Genomic DNA, 18828 nt, shown 5'->3' with positions numbered 1-18828 from the left:
TGGTCTTCAGGACAGTTGCCGGGTCCTTCAGGACAGTTGCTGGGTCCGGCTGAGGAGGGTCTGCAGCAGCACCACCACGGCCAGGAAGGCGCCGTTCACCAGGTCCGTGAACGCCGACCCGTACTGCGAGAAGTGGCTGTCGATCAGGTTGTGCAGCACCCCCAGCAGCAGCACCCCGCTGAGCGTCCCGCCGACCGTCCCGCTGCCGCCGGTGAGCAGCGTCCCGCCGATCACCACCGAGGCGATCGCGGTCAGCTCGTAGCCGACGCCGATGGTGGTCACGCCGGACTGCAGCCGGGCCGCGCCCAGCGCGCCCGCGGTGGCCGCCACCGTCCCGGACAGCAGGTAGACCAGCACCTTCGCGCGGGCCACCGGAAGCCCCATCAGCACCGCCGCGTTCTCGTTCCCGCCCATCGCGGTGAGGGTCGCCCCGAACCGGGTGCGGGCCAGCAGCACGGTCCCGGCGGCGAAGAACACCGCCAGGATCAGCAGCGGCACCCAGGTGCCCGAGCCGAGCGAGGCGAAGAAGGAGTTCTTGGGCACGATGTAGGTGGTCGCGCCCTCGTTGCTGATCGCCTGCATCAGCCCGCGGGCGCCGAGCAGCCCGGCCAGGGTGACGATGAACGGCGCCATCCGGGCCCGCGCCACCAGCAGCCCCTGCACGGTCCCCCAGGCGGCGCCGACCGCGATCGGCAGCACCAGGGCGACCAGCGAGCCGCCGTGCTGCGCCCCGTAGGCCCCGAGCACCCCGCCCAGCGCGTACATCGAGCCCACCGAGAGGTCGATGCCGCCGGTGATGATGACGAAGGTCATGCCGAGGGCGAGCAGCCAGACGAAGTTGTTGCCCACCAGGATCGAGCTGATGTTGGACCAGGTGGGGAAGGTGGAGGAGGAGATCGAGGCGATCACCGCGACCAGCACCAGCACCACCGGGGCGCCCCGCCGCTGCAGCTGGTGGGCGACCCGCTCGCGCAGCGGGGTCGCTGCGGCCTGCCCCCCGGCCGGCGGCGGCGCGGGGTCGTCCGGCGGCAGCGCGGTCGGGCGTACGGCGGTGGGGCTCATCGGGTACCACGCTCCTGGGCGGCGTAGACGGCGAAGCAGATGAGCGCCGCCTCGATGATCTGCTGGTAGGACTGGTGGATGTTGTGCTGCTGGAGCACCGCCGAGATCAGCTGCATCAGCAGCGCGCCGGCCACCGTGCCGAGCACCCGCACCCGCCCGCCGGTGAGCGGGGTGCCGCCGACCACCACCGCGGTGATCGCGTTGAGTTCGTAGTTGAGGCCGACGGTCGAGGGGTCGGACTCGGCGGAGTAGCCGACCAGCATCACCCCGGCCAGCGCGGCCAGCACCCCGGAGACGATGTACACCGTCATCAGCACCCGCCGGACCGGGAGTCCGGCCAGCCGGGCCGCCTGCCGGTTGTCGCCGATCGCGACCAGCTGCCGCCCGAAGGTGGTGCGCCGCACCACCAGCGCGGTGAGCACCGTGCAGACCACCGCGATCCAGGTCATCACCGGGATCCCGGCCAGGTTCCCGGTGCCGAGGTCGGCCACCGTGGAGTCGGTCACCGGCTTGCCGGAGCTGCCGTTGATGATGTTCGCCAGTCCGCGCAGCCCGATCATCAGCGACAGGGTCGCGACGATCGGCTGCACCCGGACGAAGGCCACCATCGCCCCGCCCAGGGCGCCCGAGACCGCGCCCACCACCAGCGCCACCACCAGCGAGGCGCCGAAGCCGTAGCCGAGGTAGAGCGGGAGGACGGCGGCGGCCAGCGCGATCACCGCGCCCACCGAGAGGTCGATCCCCTCGGTGCCGATCACCAGCGACATCCCGAGGGCGACCACCAGTACCGGCGTCACCTGGAGGAGTTGCGCCCGCAGGTTGCTCATCTCGATGAACGAGCCGTTGAGCGCCACGGCCACCACGAAGAGCAGCAGCAGCGCCGCGTACACCCCGTAGTCCTGGAGCAGTCTCCGGGCGCGGGAGCGGTCCATCCCGCCGGCCCAGCTGAGCGTGGTCATTCCGGTTCCTCCTCGGCCGTGCCGCTCTCCTCGGCGGCACCGGCCCGTTCGTCCTCGGTCCCCGGTGCCGTGGCCAGCGCGGCCAGCAGGCCCTCCTCGCTGACCTGGTCGCCGTCCAGGCCGCCGACCACCCGGCCGTCCTTGAGCACCACCACCCGGTCGGCGCCCTCGATCAGCTCCTCCAGATCGGAGGAGATCAGCAGCACCCCGAGCCCGTCCGCCGCCAACTCGTCGATCAGGCCCTGGACTTCGGCCTTGGCGCCGACGTCGATGCCGCGGGTGGGCTCGTCCAGCAGCAGCACCTTGGGGCTGAGGCAGAGCCAGCGGGCCAGCATCACCTTCTGCTGGTTGCCGCCGGACAGGTCGCGGACCGGCTGGTCCGGGGAGGAGGCCTTGATCCGCAGCCGCTTCATGAAGAAGTCGACGACCTCGTCCTGCTTGGCCCGCGAGACCAGGCCGGCCCGGGACAGCCGGGGGAGCGCGGCCAGCGAGATGTTCTCCCGTACCGACAGGCTCGGGATGATCCCCTCCACCTTGCGGTCCTCCGGCAGCATCACCACCCCGGCCCGGATCGCCGCCGCCGGGCTGCGCCTGCGCAGCGGCTTCCCACCGACCTCGACCTCGCCGGACTCCGCGGGCAGCGCCCCGACGACCGCCTTGGCGGTCTCGCTCCGCCCGGCCCCGAGCAGCCCGCCGAGGCCGACCACCTCGCCCGGATGGATCTCGAAGGAGACCCCGTCCAGCCGGTGACGGACCGTCAGTCCCTCGGCCCGCAGGGCGGGCACGCCGTCCTTGGCGTGGTGCCGGTCGCTGTCGAAGGCGGTGCTGCCCTCGCTGCGGACGGTGGACATCTCCCGGCCCAGCATCAGCGAGATCAGCCGCAGCCGTTCCAGCCCGGCCATCTCGCCGGTGTGGACGACCCGGCCGTCCCGCATCACGGTGACCCGGTCGCAGACCGCGTACAGCTCGTCGAGACGGTGGCTGACGTAGACCACCGCGATGGACTGCCGCTTCAGCTCGCGGATCACCGAGAAGAGGGTCTCCACCTCGCGCGGTTCCAGCGAGGAGGTCGGCTCGTCCATGATCACCACGCGGGCGTCGATCTGCACCGCCCTGGCCAGCGCCACCATCTGCTGGGCGCCCAGGCCGAGGGTGCGCAGCGGCCTGGTGACGTCCACCTCGACGCCGTACCTGGCCAGCGCCTCGGCGGCGTCCCGGTTCATCCGGCGGGTGTCGATCAGGCCGAGGCGCCGCGGCTCGCGGCCCAGATAGAGGTTCCGCGCCACCGACATCAGCGGGACGAGGTTGACCTCCTGGTAGATCGTGGAGAGCCCGGCGGCCTGGGCCTCCAGCGGGTTGCCGAACCGCCGCTCCTCGCCGGCCAGCCGGACGGTGCCGGAGTCCGGCTGGTGGACCCCGGTCACCACCTTGATCAGCGTGGACTTGCCGGCGCCGTTCTCGCCGATCAGCGCGTGCACCTCGCCGGGGAGGAGGGTGAAGTCCACCTCGCTGAGCGCCTGGACCCCGGCGAAGGCCTTGCTGACCCCGGCGACCTCGAGCACCGGCCGGGGCGTCCCGGTGCCCGTCGGCCCGGCGGCGGTCGTCGGCTCAGTAGACATTGCCGCTGGCGAGCGCCTGCTTGGCCAGGCCGCTGTCGTCGAAGTGCTGGTCCTTGATGATCACGTTCGCCGGGACGCCGGTGGAGGAGTAGAAGTTCTTCAGCGACTGGAAGGCCAGCGGGCCGAAGCGCGGGTTGGTCTCGATGTCCGCGGCCATCACGCCGGAGGAGACGTCCTCCACGCACTGCTGGATGCCGTCGATGGAGACGATCTTGACGTCCTTGCCGGGGGTCTTGCCCGCCGCCTTGACCGCCTGGATCGCGCCCAGCGCCATCTCGTCGTTCTCCGCGTAGACCGCGGTGATGTCCGGGTGCGCCTGCAGCAGCTGGGCCATCACCTGCTGGCCGGTGGTCTCCGCGAACTGGCCGGTCTGCTGGGCGACCACGCTCATCCCCGGGTACTTCTTCAGCTCGTTGCGGAAGCCGTTGGTGCGGTCCACGGCGACGTTGTTGCCGGGGGTGCCGGTGAGGATGGCGATCTTCGCCTTCTGCCCGGTGGCCTTGGCCAGGTCGTCCGCGGCCGCCTCGGCCTGCCCGGTGAAGTCCGAGCCGATGAAGGAGATCACGTTCTGGCAGGCGGTGCCGGCGGTGCGGTCGATGGTGAGCACCGGGATCTTCTTGGCCTTGGCCTCGGCCAGCGCCGGCGCCAGGCCGTCCGAGTTCTCCGGGGCGACGATCAGCGCCTGCGCGCCCTGCGCTATCAGCGACTCGATCTGCGAGTTCTGCGCGTTGACGTCCGCGTTGGCGTTGGCCTGCAGCAGGGTGACGCCGACCTTCTTGGCCTCCGCGACGATGCTGGCGGTCTCGGTGGCCCGGAACGGGTTGGTGGTGGACTCCGACTGGGAGAACCCGATCTTGGTCCCGGCGCCGATGGTCAGCTTGGGCACGCCGCTGCCGCCGTAGGACTGGTAGGTGCAGGCGGGGCCCGCGGCGCCGGTGGCGGCCGCCGTCTGCTGCGCGTTCGCGCCGGCGGCGGCCGCGGCCCCGGTGGAACTGGAACCACCGGAGGCGGTACCCGAGTTGGTGCAGGCGGCAGCGGTGAGGGCGAGCCCGGCGGTGCACAGCGCGGCGAGTGCGACTCTGGCGGTGCGGGTGCCCGGGCGGGGGTGGGTGGTGGCGGACATGCGCCGATCACATCCTCGTCGATGTGGGGAAATTCCAACGATGTAGAGGACCTTGGGCGACGCCGCTCCACCCTGTCAAGGGATCTGCGCGGGTTCGTGGACGATTCACGCACCGGAACGGGGTCCGATCATGACCGAGAGTCAACTTCTGCCCGTATTGGTGGGATTGGGAAGGAGTGGATGGGCGACTTGTGACGCCGGGGGTGGACAGGGTGGGCGGGGCGTGCTGTCATTCCCGTGCTCAGTTTCCAACGTCGTACCTCTGCCAACGTTGTCAGCTTCAACGTTGTCCGCCTCGCACGTTATTGACGGTTCGTCAACCCCAGCGTCCCACCCCCCGCAGCCTGGAGGACCGTATGACCGAGATCAGCAGACGCGGACTCATCCGCTGGACCGGAGCGGCCGGAGTCGGCGCCGGCGCCGCCGCCCTCCTGCCCGGCCTGGCCCAGCCCGCAGCCGCGGCCACCGCGGACTCCGCCGGCACCGCCGCCTCCGCGGCGCTCACCGGCTTCGACCCGATACGCCCGCCGGCCGTGCCGCTCGCCGTCCGCTCCCCGTACCTCAGCACCTGGATGGCGACCGACTACACCGCCGCCAACTGGCCGGGCTTCTGGACCGGCAACCACATCACCGCGATGACCGGTGTCGCCCTCGTCGACGGCGACCCGTACCTCTTCTTCGGCAACCCCGGCTTCACCGGGCTCGGCTCCCGCGCCCTGGTCCAGCAGCGGCTGACGGTCACCGCCACCCGCTCGCAGTTCGTCTACACCGGCGGCGGGGTGGAGCTCACCCTGACCTTCCTCTCCCCGGTGGAGCCCGGCGACCTGCGCCGCCAGTCCATGCCGCTCTCGTACATCACCGCCGACGTGCGCAGCGTCGACGGCAAGAGCCACCATGCCGCCCTCTACTTCGACATCTCCGGCGAGTGGGCGCACAACAACACCGGCACCAAGATCAACTGGAGCAAGGACCAGATCAGCGGCCCGTCCGGGACCTCGGTCACCACGCTGTCCTGCACCCCGGCCGGCACCCCGGTGCTCCAGGAGAACGGCGACATGGCCACCTGGGGCACGGTGGTGTGGAGTGCCACCCAGCGCCCCGGACTGACCTCCGCGATCGGCCCCGACACTGCCGTCCGCCCCGCCTTCGTCGCCGACGGCAAACTGGACGACAGCGTGGACACCAACCAGCCGCGGGCGATCAACGACCACTGGCCGATCTTCGCCTTCGCCTTCGACCTCGGCTCGGTCGGCAAAACCCCGGCCCGGGCGGAGCTCTCCGTCGGCCACGTCCGCGAACCCGCGGTCAGCTACCTGGGCACCCAGCTGCCGCCGCTGTGGAAGTCCTACTGGTCGGACTGGAAGCAGATGGTCGGCTACTTCCACTCCGACCTGGCCGCCGCCCAGCAGCGCACCGCGCGGCTGGACACGAAGATCCGCAGTGAGGCCACCGCCGCCGCCGGCCCCAAGTACGCGGCGCTGTGCGCCCTGGCGCTCCGCCAGGCGTACGCCGGCACCGAGCTGGTCAGCAGGAACGGCAAGCCGTGGGTGTTCCTCAAGGAGATCTCCAGCGACGGCAACGTGTCCACCATCGACGTCACCTACCCGTGCATGCCGGTGTGGAGCTACCTCGACCCCGAGTACCTGGGCCTGATCCTGGCGCCGATGCTCGACTACGCCGAGAACGGCGGCTGGCCCAAGCAGTTCGCCGAGCACGACCTGGGCTCCAGTTACCCCAACGCCAGCGGTCACAACGACGGCAACGAGGAGGACATGCCGGTCGAGGAGACCGCGAACATGCTCATCATGTCCGCCGCCTACCTCAAGCGCACCGACGCGGCCAGCGCCAAGTCCTTCGCCACCACCCACTACAAGATCCTCAAGCAGTGGGCGGACTACCTGGTCGGCAACGCCCTCGACCCGGGCAACCAGAACCAGACCGACGACTTCACCGGCTGGATCGCGCACAGCGCCAACCTCGCCCTGAAGGGCATCCTCGGCATCGGCGCGATGTCGCAGGTCGCGACCGCGGCCGGGAACGCCGCCGACTCCGCGAGCTACCTGTCGACCGCGAAGTCGTACATCACCCAGTGGGTGAGCAAGGCCCAGGACACCGGCGGCGACCACCTCAAGCTGGCCTACGACCAGCCCGGCACCTGGTCGCTGAAGTACAACGGCTACCCGGACCGGCTGCTCGGCCTCGGCCTGATCCCCGAGAAGGTCGCCGCCGAGGAGGCCGCCTGGTACCTCGGCCAGGCCAACCAGTTCGGCATCCCGCTGGACATCCGGCACTCCTACACCAAGGGTGACTGGGAGATGTGGACCGCGGCCTGGCTGCACGCCTACCCGGTCCGCGACCGCCTGATCGGCACCCTCTACGAGTTCCTCAACACCTCCAGCTCGCGGGTGCCCTTCACCGACTGGTACGACACTGTCGGCGACCGGCAGAACGGCTTCCAGGCCCGCCCGGTCGTCGGCGGGATCTTCGCCCTCCTCAGCCTGGGCAAGTAAGGAGGCCGGGGGATGGATCGCCGCCGCTTCCTCGCCCGCTCCCTCGTCCTCGCCGGCGGTGCCGCGCTGGCCGGATTCACCGGCCTGCCGGCGCAGGCCGCCGCGCCCCGACCCGGCCTCGGCCTGGTCGGGGCCGGCGGGCCCTGCTACCCCGCCAACCGGGCCCCGCTCCAGCGGGAGCCCTTCCTCCGGCTGCCCCCGGGCAGCGTCACCCCCGGCGGCTGGCTGGCCGAGCAGCTCCGCCTCCAACTCAACGGCCTCAACGGCCGGATGCCCGAGGTCTCCGACTACCTCGGCACCCAGACCAGCGGCTGGTCCGTGCCCTCCCAGACCGGCTGGGAGGAACTCCCGTACTGGCTGCGGGGGTTCGGCGACCTCGGCTACGTCACCGGCGACTCCGCCACCATCGAGCAGGCCAAGGCCTGGATCGACCGGATCCTCGCCACCCGCCAGTCCGACGGCTTCTTCGGCCCCGCAGCCCTGCGCACCTCGCTCAACGGCGGCCCCGACTACTGGCCGTACATGCCGGTGCTGGACGCCCTGCGCACCTGGTACGAGTACAGCGGCGACACCCGCGTCCTGGACACCCTGACCGGCTGGCTGGGCTTCCTGAACACCCTCCCCGGCTCGCAGTTCTCCCTCGGCTGGGGCTCCGCCCGGGTCGGCGACACCATCGACGCCGCGTACTGGCTCTACAACCGCACCGGCGACTCCTCGCTGCTGGACCTGGTCCGCACGATGCACGCCAACAGCGCCGACTACACCCACACCATCCCGACCTGGCACAACGTCAACCTCGCCCAGGGCTTCCGGGAACCGGCCCAGTACGGCGTGCTGGCCGGCGACCCGTCCCTCCGCGCCGCCACCTACCGGGTGCACGACACCGTGATGGGCGCCTACGGCGGCTTCCCCGGCGGGGGCTTCGCGGCCGACGAGAACGCCCGCCCCGGCTTCCACGACCCGAGGCAGGGCTTCGAGACCTGCGGGATCGTCGAGTACATGCGCAGCGACGAGCTGCTGCACCGGATGACCGGCGACCCGGTCTGGGCCGACCGCTGCGAGGAGCTGGCGCTCAACCTCCTCCCCGCCGCCTTCGATCCGGAGCAGAAGGGCACCCACTACATCACCTCGGCCAACGGCGTTCAGCTGGACGACGTCGCCAAGTCGCACGGCCAGTTCGACAACGCCTTCGCGATGCAGGCCTACATGCCTGGCGTCCACCAGTACCGCTGCTGCCCGCACAACTACGGCCAGGGCTGGCCGTACTACGCCGAGGAGGCGTGGCTGGCCAGCGCGGACGGGGGTCTGTGCGCCTCGCTCTACGCCGAGTCCACGGTCCGGGCCAAGGTCGCCGACGGCACCGAGGTCACCTTCACCGAGCACACCGAGTACCCCTTCGGCGAGACCGTCGACCTCCGGCTGACCAGCCCCAAGCCGTTGACCTTCCCGCTCTACCTCCGCGTCCCCGGCTGGTGCGCCCGGCCCTCCGTCAAGCTCAACGGCCGTGCCGTGCAAGCCACTTCGACCGGCGGCTACCTCGTCCTCAACCGCGAATGGCGCAGCGGCGACCAGCTCCGCCTCACCCTCCCGATGTCCACCGCCGTCCACCGCTGGCCGGCCAACGGCGGCGCGGTCTCGGTGAGTCGCGGCCCGCTCGCCTACTCCCTGCGCATCGACGAGCAGTGGACGCGCTTCTCCGGCACCGACGACTGGCCCGAGTACGAGGTCCGCGCCGGCTCCCCGTGGAACTACGCCCTGCAACTCGACCCCGAGGACCCGGCCCGCTCCCTCTCCTTCTCCACCCCCGCGGTCCCGCCGGACGCCGCCAACCCCTTCACCCAGGACACCGTCCCCGCCAGGATCACCGCCAAGGCCCGCCGGATCCCCACCTGGCGCACCGACGACCAGAACGTCCTGGCCCCCCTCCAGCCCAGCCCCGCGCGCGTCCCCGCCGGGACCCCCGCCCAGCAGGTCACCCTCATCCCCTCCGCGGCGGCCCGGCTCCGCATCACCGCCTTCCCCCTCGCGGGCTCCGGTCCCTCCGCGACCCCCTGGGCGGCGGTCGACGCCTCCTACAGCGGGGTCGACAGCCCGCAGGCCCTCCTGATGAACGGGGCCGCGGCCGTCCCCACCGACTCCTACGACCAGCAGCTGCCCCGCTTCACCTGGTGGGGCCACACCGGCAGCGCCGAGTGGGTCTCCTACACCTACGCCGAGCCCGTGACCGCCACCGCCGTCCAGACCTACTGGTACGACGACACCGGCCACGGCGCCTGCCGAGTCCCCCAGTCCTGGCACCTCGACTACCAGGCCCCCGACGGCAGCTGGCACCCCGTCCCCGACCCCTCCGCCTACGGCACCGCCAAGGACACCTTCAACACCACGTCGTTCGCCCCCATCCGAACCACCGCCCTCCGCGTGGTCACCCAACTCCAGCCCACCGTCTCCGCCGGCCTCCTCGCTTGGCGCGTAACGACGACCTGAGCGCCCCGACGCAGCGCCGCAGGCGCACGCAGGGGGCGCGGGGAACTGCGCGCCCGGCCCCCTACGGCGCCGCGCCCGGCAACGGCTACCGGGTTGCAACCGGAACTCCGCTGCCGACTGCGGACCGTAACCGGCGGCCCGCGCAGTTCCCCGCGCCCCTCTCCTGCGCCTGCGGCGCCGCGCCGCGCAGCCGCGCGTAGGGGGCGCGGGGAACTGCGCGCCCGGCCCACCACGGCGCGGCGCCCGGCAACGGCCCCCGGATTGCAGCCCGAACTCCGCTGCCGACTGCGGACCGTAACCGGCGGCCCGCGCAGTTCCCCGCGCCCCTGTCCTGCGCCTGCGGCGCAGCGCCGCGCAGGCGCGCGTAGGGGGCGCGGGGAACTGCGCGCCCAGCCCACCACGGCGCCGCACCCGGCAACCGCCACCAGATCGCAGCCCGAGCTCCGTTGCCGAACGCAACGCCCCGCGCCCCGCGCCCCGTCCCGCGCCAATCGCTAGCCTGTCAGCGTGGACGTAGACGCCGCCGCCAACCCGCAGGGCTACCCGGAGCACTGGGAGGCCGACGTCGTGCTGCGGGACGGCGGGATCGCCCGGATCCGTCCCATCCGCCCGGACGACGCCGGCCGCCTCGTCGCCTTCTACGAAGAGGTCTCAGACGAGTCGAAGTACTACCGCTTCTTCGCGCCCTACCCCCGCCTCTCCGACCGCGACGTCCGCCGTTTCACCCACCACGACTACCGCGACCGCGTCGGCCTCGCCGCCCTCGTCAACGACCGCTTCATCGCCACCGTCCGGTACGACCGCATCGACCCCCACACCGGCCTCCCGGCCGGCACCGGCCCCGAGCTCGCGGAGGCCGTGCGGAAGAGCGACCTCCCGGCCACCGCCGAGGTCGCCTTCCTGGTCCAGGACGCCCACCAGGGCCGCGGCGTCGCCTCCGCACTGATGGAGCACATCGCCGCCGTCGCCCGCGAGCGCGGCATCGACCGCTTCACCGCCGAACTCCTCCCGGACAACCGCCGGATGGCGAAGGTCTTCACCGACGCCGGTTACACCCAGACCCGCAGCTTCGCCGACGGCGTCCTCCACCTGGAGCTCGACCTGGAGCCCACCGAGCGCTCGCTCTCCGTGATGCGCGCCCGCGAGCACCGCGCCGAGGCCCGCTCCGTGCAGCGCCTCCTCGCCCCCCGCTCGGTCGCCGTGGTCGGCGTCGGCCGCGGCCCGGCCGGCCTCGGCCGCACCCTCCTCCGCGATCTTCGCGAGGCCGGCTTCACCGGCAGCCTCCACGCGATCAACCGGCACGCCGAGCCGGGGTCGGAACTCGACGGCGTCCCCGCCCACCGCTCCCTCCGCGACCTCGCCGCCCTCGACGAACCCATCGACCTGGTGGTGGTCGCCGTCCCCGCCGCCGAGGTCCCCTCCGTGGTCGCGGACTGCGGAGAACTCGGCGTCCAGGGCCTGGTGGTGGTCTCCGCCGGCTACGCCGAGAGCGGCCCCGAGGGCCGCGAGCGGCAGCGCGGCCTGGTCGCCTCGGCCCGCGCCGCCGGACTCCGCGTCATCGGCCCCAACGCCTTCGGCATCGTCAACACCGACCCCGGGATCCGGCTCAACGCCTCCCTCTCGCCGCGCCTCCCGGAACGCGGCCGCTTCGGCGTCTTCACCCAGTCCGGGGCGATCGGCGCCGCCCTGCTGGAGGGCGCCGCCCGCCGCGGACTCGGCATCTCCTCCTTCGTCTCCGCGGGCAACCGCGCCGACGTCTCCGGCAACGACCTCCTGCAGTACTGGGAGGAGGACCCGGACACCTCGATCGCCCTCCTCTACCTCGAATCCTTCGGCAACCCGCGGAAGTTCACCCGGATCGCCCGCCGCACCGCCGCCCGCAAGCCGATCGTGGTGATCAAGGGGGGCCGGCACACCGGCAGCCTCCCGCCCGGCCACGCCGCCGCCACCGCCCGGATCGCCGACAGCACCGCCGACGCCCTCTTCCAGCAGGCCGGCGTGGTCCGGGTGGAGACCATCACCGACCTCTACGACACCGCCCAGCTGCTCGCCGACCACGCGCTCCCGGCGGGCCCCCGGGTGGCCATCGCCGGCAACTCCGACTCCCTCGCCGCCCTCGCCTACGACGCCTGCCTGGGCGCCGGCCTCCAACCGCAGCCGGCCCGCGACCTGGGCACCGAGGCCTCCCCGGAGGAACTCGCCGGGGCCCTGGCCGAGGCGATCGCCGACCCCTCGGCGGACTCCGTCATCGCCGTCGTCATCCCGCGCCTCGGGCTGGGGGAGGGCCCCGGCTTCCCGGGCGCGGGGCTGCTCCGCGCGGCCACCGAGGCCGGCAGCGCCCAGGCCGCGGGGGAGGGCCTGCCCCCCGCGCCGGACTCCCTCACCACCGTCCTCCGCGAGGCCTACGCCAGCGCCGCCGACGCCGGGAAGCCCCTCCTCGTCGTCCACCTCGCCCTCCCCGACCTGCCCGGCCGCCTCACCCCGGAGGTCCCCGCCTACCCGGCCCCCGAGCGGGCCGTCCGCGCCCTCGCCCACAGCGTCCGGTACGCGGCCTGGCGCCGCGCCGAGGCCGCCGGCGGCCGGGTCCCACGGGACGACGCCTTCCCCGACATCGACGAGGAGGCCGCCCGCACCCGCGTCCAGGCCGCCCTCTCCGCGCTCCCGCCGGCCGCGCCGGGCGACTCGCCGTCCCGGGCCCTCCTGATGGCGGACGCCGACGCCCGCGGCCTCCTCGCCGACTACGGCATCCGCGTCCCGTCCGCGCTGCCCGCCCCGGACGAGGAGGCCGCCGTCCGGGCCGCCGCCGAACTCGGCTACCCGGTCGCACTCAAATCGGTCGCCGGACACCTCCGGCACCGCCCCGACCTGGGCGCGGTCCGCCTCGACCTCCCCGACGAGGCCCAGCTCCGCCTCGCCTACCGCCAGGTCTGCGCGAACCTCGGCGGTGCCGAGCGGGCCCGGCTGGTCGTCCAGCACATGGCCCCGCGCGGGGTGGACACCGTCGTCCGGGCCGCGGTGGACCCCGCCGTCGGCGCCATCCTCTCCTTCGGCCTGGCCGGAGCGGCCAGCGAGCTGCTCGGCGACCTCTCGCACCGCCTGATCCCGGCCACCGACCGGGACGTCGCCTCGCAGATCCGCGAGATCAAGGCGGCCCCGCGGCTCTTCGGCTGGCGCGGAGCCGAACCGGTGGACACCCCGGCCCTGGAGGACCTGCTGCTGCGGATCTCCCGCCTGGTCGACGACCAGCCGGAGATCGCGGCCCTCGAACTGGAGCCGGTGGTGGTCGCCCCACACGGCCTGACCGTGCTCAACGCGGGCATCCGGCTGACCCCGCCGCAGCCGCGCAACGACCTCGGCCCCCGCGCCCTCCCCCTCCCGCCGGCCTGACCCGGCCGGGGCCCCGCCACTCCGTCGGGGTTCCACGAGCCCGTGAGGCCCGGGCTGTCGGCTCCGCATGCCAGGATGGACCCATGGCGAAGACCGGTACCAGTACCTCCCAGGGCCTGCGCACAGCGATCGAGCGCAGCGGCTACTACCCCGCGCTCGTGGCCGAGGCCGTCGAGTCGGTCGTGGGCGCCGAGCCGATCACGTCCTACCTGGTGCACCAGGAGACCACCTTCGACGCCAACGAGGTCCGTCGGCACGTCACCGTCCTGGTGCTCACCCCCAGTCGCTTCCTGGTCAGCCACACCGACGAGCAGGGGGCCGACGACACCTCCCCGGTGCCCTACGCGACCACCTCGACCGAGAGCGTCCGGATCGGCAACGTCTCCTCGGTGGTGGTGAGCCGGGTGGTCGCCAACCCGGAGTCCTACACCCCCGGCACCCTGCCCCGCGAGGTGGTGCTGACCATCGGCTGGGGCGCCGTCTCCCGCCTCGACCTGGAGCCGGCCACCTGCGGCGATCCCGAGTGCGAGGCCGACCACGGCTACACCGGCTCGGCCACCGCCGACGACCTCCAGCTGCGGGTCAGCGAGGCCGGCGACGGTCCCGAGACGGTGGCGCAGGCCCTCGCCTTCGCCCAGGCCGTCTCCGACGCCACCATCGAGGCCCGTCCCTGACCGGTCGTCAGCCCCCGCCCCTCATGAGACTGGTCCACAGACGGATATGACCCACACCGACTTCCGCCCGCTCGACCCCGCGGACGCCCCCGTGCCGGCCTACGGCAGCGGTTCCCTCGCCGACCTGCTGCCGATGGTGGCCCGGGGCCTCGGCGTGCCCGGCTACGAGCCGGACGGCTCCCACGGCCACGGCCCCGGCCCCGGACTGGACCTGGTGCCCGCCGACCGGGTCTGCGTCTTCCTGGTCGACGGCATGGGCTGGGAACTTCTCAGGGACCACCCGGACGAGGCCCCGTTCCTGGCCTCCCTGCTGGCCGAGGCGGCCGCCGCCGGGGGGGCGGGCGGCAGGATCACCGCGGGCTTCCCGGCGACCACCGCCACGAGCCTGGCCTCCGTCGGCACCGGCCTCCCGCCCGGCCGGCACGGCCTCGCCGGGTACACGGTCGCCGTTCCCGGCACCGACCACCTGATGAACCAGCTCCGCTGGCAGCCCGCGCCCCCCGGCAGCCCCGCCGAGTGGCAGCCGCACGCCACCGTCTTCCAGCGCGCCCACGCCGCCGGCGTGGCCGCCTGCCAGGTGTCCCTGCCGGCCTTCGAGCACACCCCGCTGACCAAGGTCGCGCTCTCCGGCGGCACCTTCCTCGGCCGCCTCACCGGCGAGGAGCGGATGGACCTGGCCGCCGAGCGCCTGGCCGCCGCCGACCGCTCCCTGGTCTACACGTACTACAGCGAGCTGGACGCGATGGGCCATCGGCACGGCGTCGACTCCGACGCCTGGCGCGGCCGCCTGATGGTCGTCGACCGCCTCGCCCAGCGCCTGGCCGAGCAGCTCCCGCCGCGCTCCGCCCTCCACATCACCGCCGACCACGGCATGGTGGACATCCCGGAGGAGCAGCGGATCGACTTCGACGAGGACTGGGAGCTCGGCGCCGGCGTTCGCCTCCTCGGCGGCGAGGCCCGCGCCCGGCACGTCTACGCCGTCCCGGGCGCCGCCCGCGACGTGGCCGCCGTCTGGTCCGAGGTGCTCGGCGAGCAGATGTGGGTGGCGACCCGCGACCAGGCCATCGACCTGGGCTGGTTCGGCCCCGTCGTCGAGTCCCGGGTGCGCGAGCGCATCGGCGACGTGGTCGCCGTGGCCCACGACGACATCGCCATCACCGCCACCCGCCGGGAACCAGGCGAATCCGCCATGATCGGCCTCCACGGCTCCATGGTCCCCGCAGAACAACTGGTCCCCCTCCTCACCGTCCACCGCCCCTGACCCAGCGAGCCGCAGGTCCAGGCAAGGGGCACGGGGAACTGCGCGATCAGCCCACCACGGCGCCGCCCCCGGCGACGCGACCGAAAGTCGCCGCCCCGCATCCGAGCCCACCTCCGGTCTCGGGCAGGGGCGGCTCAGCGCCCTAGCCCGCCGCAGGCACCAGCGCGGACACCGCGAACTCCTCGCCCTCCACATCCCGCAGCACCGCCACCCGCCCGTACGGCCGGTCATGAGGCGGCTGCAGCACGGACCCGCCCAGCTCCGCCGCCCGCACCGCCGTGGCGTCCACATCCTCCACCGCGAAGCAGATCCGCCACCGGGGCCGGCTGTTCGGATCGACCCCCCGCCCGGAGATCCAGGCCACCGCCGTGCCCCCGGCCAGCAGCTCGGCCCAGTCCGGCCGCCGCTCCACCGCCGCCATCCCGAAGGTCCCCGCGTAGAACGCCGCCGACCCCTGCACCTGCTGGGAATGCAGCTCGCACCACGCCACCGACCCCGGCTCCCCGTGCCGGCGCCAGCCCGGGTGGTCCATCCCCTCCCACACCCCGAAGACCGCCCCGAACAGGTCGGCGGCGATCACCAACCGCCCCGCCTTCTCGGCGTCCAGCGGCCCCACCGCCACCGTCCCGCCGTACTCCCGCGCCCGCTGCGCCACCTCGTCCGCGCTGTCCGCCGCGAAGTACGTGGTCCAGGCGACCGGAAAGGCTCCCAGCCGCTCCTGCAGCACGCCGATCCCGGCCACCGGCTCACCGCCCACCATGGCCCGCACATACGGGCCCATGTGCGTGGGGCCGGGGCCGAAGTCCCAGCCGAGCAGGGGCCCGTAGAAGCGGCATGCGGTGTCCAGATCGCGCGCCATCAGGCTGGCCCAGCACGGGCTCCCCTGCACGCACCGGGTCCCGACATCGGCCATCGCTTCGCCTCCTCATGACGGACGGTGCGCCCGAACCGGCGAACCCCGCGGCCAGGCCCCCGCCGATGGTGCCACCATCCGGTGCGCCACGCCCCCCGGCCGCGCGGGGACGGAGCCGAAAGACCACCGAAAAGAACCCTGCCCCGGGTCGACTCCCGGCAATCAGGACCCTCGACCCACCACAATGGCCGCCATGGATGACGCCGACCACAGCACCGACACCCGACCGCTGATCACCGCCGACGAGCTGGCCGAGCGCCTCGCCGGCCCGGAGGCCCCCGCGCTGCTGGACGTCCGCTGGCAGCTCGGGGGCCCTTCCGGTGCCGAGGAGTACGCCGCCGGGCACATCCCGGGCGCCCACTTCATCGCCCTGGACAGCGAGCTCGCCGCCCCGCCGGCCGGCGCGGCCGGCGGTCGCCACCCGCTGCCCGACCCGGAGGTGTTCGGCTCCGCGCTGCGCCGCGCCGGGGTCCGCGCCGACCGCGAGGTGGTCGTCTACGACGCCGGCCCCGCCACCGCGGCGGCCCGCGCCTGGTGGCTGCTGCGCTGGGGCGGCCACCCGCAGGTGCGGGTGCTGGACGGCGGCCTGCGCGCCTGGACCGACTCCGGCCGCCCGACCAGCGACGAGACCCCGGCCGACGAGAAGGGCGACTTCACCCCCAGGCCAGGCGCCCTGCCCACCCTGGACGCGGACGCCGCCGCGGCCCTGGCGGCGGGGCCCGGACTGCTGCTGGACGCCCGGGCGGGGGAGCGGTATCGCGGGGAGACCGAGCCGGTCGATCCGCGCGCGGGCCACATCCCCGGCGCGGTCTCCGCGCCGACCACCGACAACGTGGGCCCCGACGGCCGCTTCCTCTCGCCGGAGAAGCTCGCCGCCCGCTTCCGCGCGCTGGGCGCCGACGACGCCCCGGCTCTCGGCGTCTACTGCGGCTCAGGGGTCACCGCCGCCCACGAGATCCTGGCCCTCACCCTCGCCGGCTACCGAGCCGCCCTCTACCCCGGCTCCTGGAGCGAGTGGTCCTCCACGGACCGGCCCGCTGCCACCGCCTGAGCGGAGCGGGCCGGCAGTCCCGGAGGAAACGGCGAGAGGGCGGGGCCGGGGGCAAAAGCCCCGGCCCCGCCCTCTCGCCGATGCGGGGAACCCCGCGTCAGTCCTTCTTCTTCCGGCGGCTGCCGAAGACGATCTCGTCCCAGGTCGGCACCGTGGCCCGGCGCCCCGGCCGCACCCCGTCCGCCTCCGCCTGCCGGTCGGTGGTCCCCACCAACCGGTCCCGATGCGGGGTGACCGACCGCGGCATCAGGATGTCCGCATACGCCGCCCCCGCGCCGGCCGAGGCCGCCGCGGCCGGCGGGACCTCGGTCTCCGGCTCGGGCGGCTCCGGGGCCCGCGGCGCACCGCCCGGCTCCTCGCCCGCCCCGTCACCGCGCTCGACTCGCTCCACCCGCTCGACGCGTTCGACCCGCTCGGGCCGACCGCCCCGGAACCCGGGCATCGAGTCCAGCAGACTGGTCAGCGCGTCGCCGCCGGCCGCGACCGAGCCGGCCCCGGCTCCCGCCGCGGCACCGCCCGTACCCGCCGCGGGTGCGGCCGGCGTCTCGTCCGGCGCGCCCGCACCGTCCTCGCCCGCCCCGATGCCGCCGGGGCCGCTGATTCCGCTGCCCGGGCCGAGCCCGCCGCCGCGGAACGCCTCGCGCTCACGCCCGTCCCGCTCCCGTCCGTCGCGCTCTCGCGGCAGCCGCGCGATCCGCGGCACGAACGGGTAGGTCGGCTCCTCGACGGGACCGCGCTCGGGGCCCTCGCCGATCAGCGCCCGCGCCTCGTCGTCGTTGGCCTGCACCAGCCGGCGCGGCGGGTCGTAGGTCCAACTCGCCCTGAACGTACGGCCGTCGGCGCGGAAGGCGAGGACGACCTCCCAGGTCCCGTCGTCCCTGCGCCAGGAGTCCCAGGCCGCGCTGTCCTTCTCGGCGCCGCGCAGCAGCAGTCGTTCGGCGACGGTGTCGCCCAACTGCGGTCCGGTGGACTCTCCCTGACGGCGGATCGCGGTCTTCCGCGCCCGCTCGGCCATGAACGCCCGCTCGGCCAGGACCGGTCCCTCGAAGCGGCGGACCCGCTCCACGGAGATCCCGGCGAGCTGCGCCACCTCCTCGGCGGTGGCCCCGGCCCGTATCCGGGCCTGGATGTCACGCGGCCTGAGGTGGCTCTCGACGTCGATCTGCCCGAGTCGCGGACGGTCGCCGCGCACGGCGGCGCGCAACCGTTCATCGATCGGGAGGGTGTACTCGGTCGCGTCGGCAGCCTTCAGCACCAGCCGTGCGCCGTCACTGCTGACGGCCACGACACGCAGTTCGGGCACGGTTACCTCCCGGGTGGTGCCTGCCGACGTCACCTGCGTCGCTGCTCCCCGTACTGAGTGTGGCCTGTCCCGGCTCGGGCGGGCCACATCCTTCACAACCTTGCAGAGTCCGACGGCGTGTCGGGCCCCTCCCCCGGCGCGCCGTTATGGCACGGTTACCTATTCGGCGTGCCGAATCTCGGCACGACAGCCAGCGCCCTGACCGCGAGCCGACCCTCGGCTGCCCCGGGAGAGCACCGCAGGCCTGCCGTCCGGGTGAACGGCAGCAAGCAGCAGACACCGGCCAGGCCTCACGAACAGTACTCCATTCGTGGCAACAGGTGGTGCGGCTCGCCGCTCAAGTCTCCCGTGAATCACCGGAATCTCAAGGGGCCCTACCCGAAAGGGCGTCAGCCGGTGGAGGGACGGTGATCATCTTCACACGGTTCCTCCATCCGGAACCGATCCGATCCTCGAACAGTCATTCTTTGTGCAATATGGAG

12 protein-coding genes are annotated in these 18828 nt (G+C 73.5%); 6 read left to right on the top strand and 6 right to left on the bottom strand.

Features of this window, described 5'->3' with window-relative positions; genetic code table 11:
• Positions 1 to 27 precede the first annotated feature (27 nt).
• Genes BS73_RS13065 through BS73_RS13050 form a run of 4 tightly spaced genes read right to left on the bottom strand, consistent with a single transcriptional unit; the run spans position 28 to position 4763 of the window.
• The gene (locus BS73_RS13065; RefSeq protein ID WP_037572002.1) at positions 28 to 1062 is read right to left on the bottom strand and encodes an ABC transporter permease; all 1035 of its coding nucleotides are present in this window, start codon (positions 1060 to 1062) and stop codon (positions 28 to 30) included.
• Positions 1059 to 2021, bottom strand: coding sequence for an ABC transporter permease (locus BS73_RS13060; protein WP_037571999.1), 963 nt, complete (start codon positions 2019 to 2021; stop codon positions 1059 to 1061). The genes BS73_RS13065 and BS73_RS13060 overlap by 4 nt, the downstream gene beginning before the upstream one ends.
• The gene (locus BS73_RS13055) at positions 2018 to 3640 is read right to left on the bottom strand and encodes a sugar ABC transporter ATP-binding protein (protein ID WP_051939879.1); all 1623 of its coding nucleotides are present in this window, start codon (positions 3638 to 3640) and stop codon (positions 2018 to 2020) included. Before BS73_RS13055 ends, BS73_RS13060 begins: the two co-directional genes overlap by 4 nt.
• Positions 3630 to 4763, bottom strand: coding sequence for an ABC transporter substrate-binding protein (locus BS73_RS13050; RefSeq protein WP_037571993.1), 1134 nt, complete (start codon positions 4761 to 4763; stop codon positions 3630 to 3632). The genes BS73_RS13055 and BS73_RS13050 overlap by 11 nt, the downstream gene beginning before the upstream one ends.
• Before the next feature lie 356 nt (positions 4764 to 5119).
• Between BS73_RS13050 and BS73_RS13045 the strand changes: the two genes are divergently transcribed.
• From BS73_RS13045 to BS73_RS13025, 5 genes are all read left to right on the top strand, one after another.
• The gene (locus BS73_RS13045; RefSeq protein WP_322987260.1) at positions 5120 to 7273 is read left to right on the top strand and encodes a glutaminase family protein; all 2154 of its coding nucleotides are present in this window, start codon (positions 5120 to 5122) and stop codon (positions 7271 to 7273) included.
• A 12-nt stretch (positions 7274 to 7285) separates the two neighbouring features.
• Positions 7286 to 9757, top strand: a complete 2472-nt coding sequence (locus BS73_RS13040; RefSeq protein WP_037571989.1) for a beta-L-arabinofuranosidase domain-containing protein — start codon at positions 7286 to 7288, stop codon at positions 9755 to 9757.
• A gap of 507 nt (positions 9758 to 10264) precedes the next feature.
• Positions 10265 to 13144 carry a bifunctional acetate--CoA ligase family protein/GNAT family N-acetyltransferase gene (locus tag BS73_RS13035; RefSeq protein WP_037571987.1) on the top strand — a complete coding sequence of 960 codons (2880 nt, stop codon included), beginning with the start codon at positions 10265 to 10267 and terminating at the stop codon, positions 13142 to 13144.
• A gap of 83 nt (positions 13145 to 13227) precedes the next feature.
• Entirely contained in the window at positions 13228 to 13818 is a 591-nt protein-coding gene (locus BS73_RS13030; protein ID WP_037571984.1) for a DUF5998 family protein, read from the top strand.
• A gap of 46 nt (positions 13819 to 13864) precedes the next feature.
• Positions 13865 to 15079: an alkaline phosphatase family protein gene (locus BS73_RS13025; RefSeq protein ID WP_037571982.1), complete on the top strand. Its 1215-nt coding sequence runs from the start codon at positions 13865 to 13867 to the stop codon at positions 15077 to 15079.
• 142 nt (positions 15080 to 15221) lie between these two features.
• On the opposite strand, the gene BS73_RS13020 is transcribed toward BS73_RS13025, so the two are convergent.
• Complete coding sequence (locus BS73_RS13020) at positions 15222 to 15992, bottom strand: VOC family protein (RefSeq protein ID WP_037571980.1); 771 nt, start codon at positions 15990 to 15992, stop codon at positions 15222 to 15224.
• Between the two features lie 193 nt (positions 15993 to 16185).
• Here BS73_RS13020 and BS73_RS13015 point away from each other — a divergent pair, with 193 nt between their 5' ends.
• On the top strand, positions 16186 to 17043 hold the full coding sequence (locus BS73_RS13015) for a sulfurtransferase (protein ID WP_037579375.1): 858 nt from the start codon (positions 16186 to 16188) through the stop codon (positions 17041 to 17043).
• A gap of 97 nt (positions 17044 to 17140) precedes the next feature.
• On the opposite strand, the gene sepH is transcribed toward BS73_RS13015, so the two are convergent.
• Positions 17141 to 18379 (bottom strand): septation protein SepH, encoded by a 1239-nt coding sequence (sepH, locus tag BS73_RS13010; protein WP_084704019.1) that lies wholly within the window; start codon positions 18377 to 18379, stop codon positions 17141 to 17143.
• Positions 18380 to 18828: the final 449 nt, after the last annotated feature.

Origin of the sequence: Phaeacidiphilus oryzae TH49, assembly GCF_000744815.1 — a bacterium.
Classification (GTDB): Bacteria; Actinomycetota; Actinomycetes; order Streptomycetales; family Streptomycetaceae; genus Phaeacidiphilus; species Phaeacidiphilus oryzae.
The sequence above is the reverse complement of the archived record's forward strand: the minus strand, read 5'-3'. Positions and strand labels throughout refer to the sequence as shown.

Bases quoted from the DNA above. Each gene is read 5' to 3' on its own strand.
- BS73_RS13045 (WP_322987260.1), top strand. From the start codon at position 5,120: ATGACCGAGATCAGCAGACGCGGACTCATCCGCTGGACCGGAGCGGCC.
- BS73_RS13060 (WP_037571999.1), bottom strand. From the start codon at position 2,021: ATGACCACGCTCAGCTGGGCCGGCGGGATGGACCGCTCCCGCGCCCGG.
- BS73_RS13050 (WP_037571993.1), bottom strand. From the start codon at position 4,763: ATGTCCGCCACCACCCACCCCCGCCCGGGCACCCGCACCGCCAGAGTC.
- BS73_RS13065 (WP_037572002.1), bottom strand. From the start codon at position 1,062: ATGAGCCCCACCGCCGTACGCCCGACCGCGCTGCCGCCGGACGACCCC.
- BS73_RS13020 (WP_037571980.1), bottom strand. From the start codon at position 15,992: ATGGCCGATGTCGGGACCCGGTGCGTGCAGGGGAGCCCGTGCTGGGCC.
- BS73_RS13040 (WP_037571989.1), top strand. From the start codon at position 7,286: ATGGATCGCCGCCGCTTCCTCGCCCGCTCCCTCGTCCTCGCCGGCGGT.
- BS73_RS13030 (WP_037571984.1), top strand. From the start codon at position 13,228: ATGGCGAAGACCGGTACCAGTACCTCCCAGGGCCTGCGCACAGCGATC.
- BS73_RS13015 (WP_037579375.1), top strand. From the start codon at position 16,186: ATGGATGACGCCGACCACAGCACCGACACCCGACCGCTGATCACCGCC.
- BS73_RS13025 (WP_037571982.1), top strand. From the start codon at position 13,865: ATGACCCACACCGACTTCCGCCCGCTCGACCCCGCGGACGCCCCCGTG.
- BS73_RS13055 (WP_051939879.1), bottom strand. From the start codon at position 3,640: ATGTCTACTGAGCCGACGACCGCCGCCGGGCCGACGGGCACCGGGACG.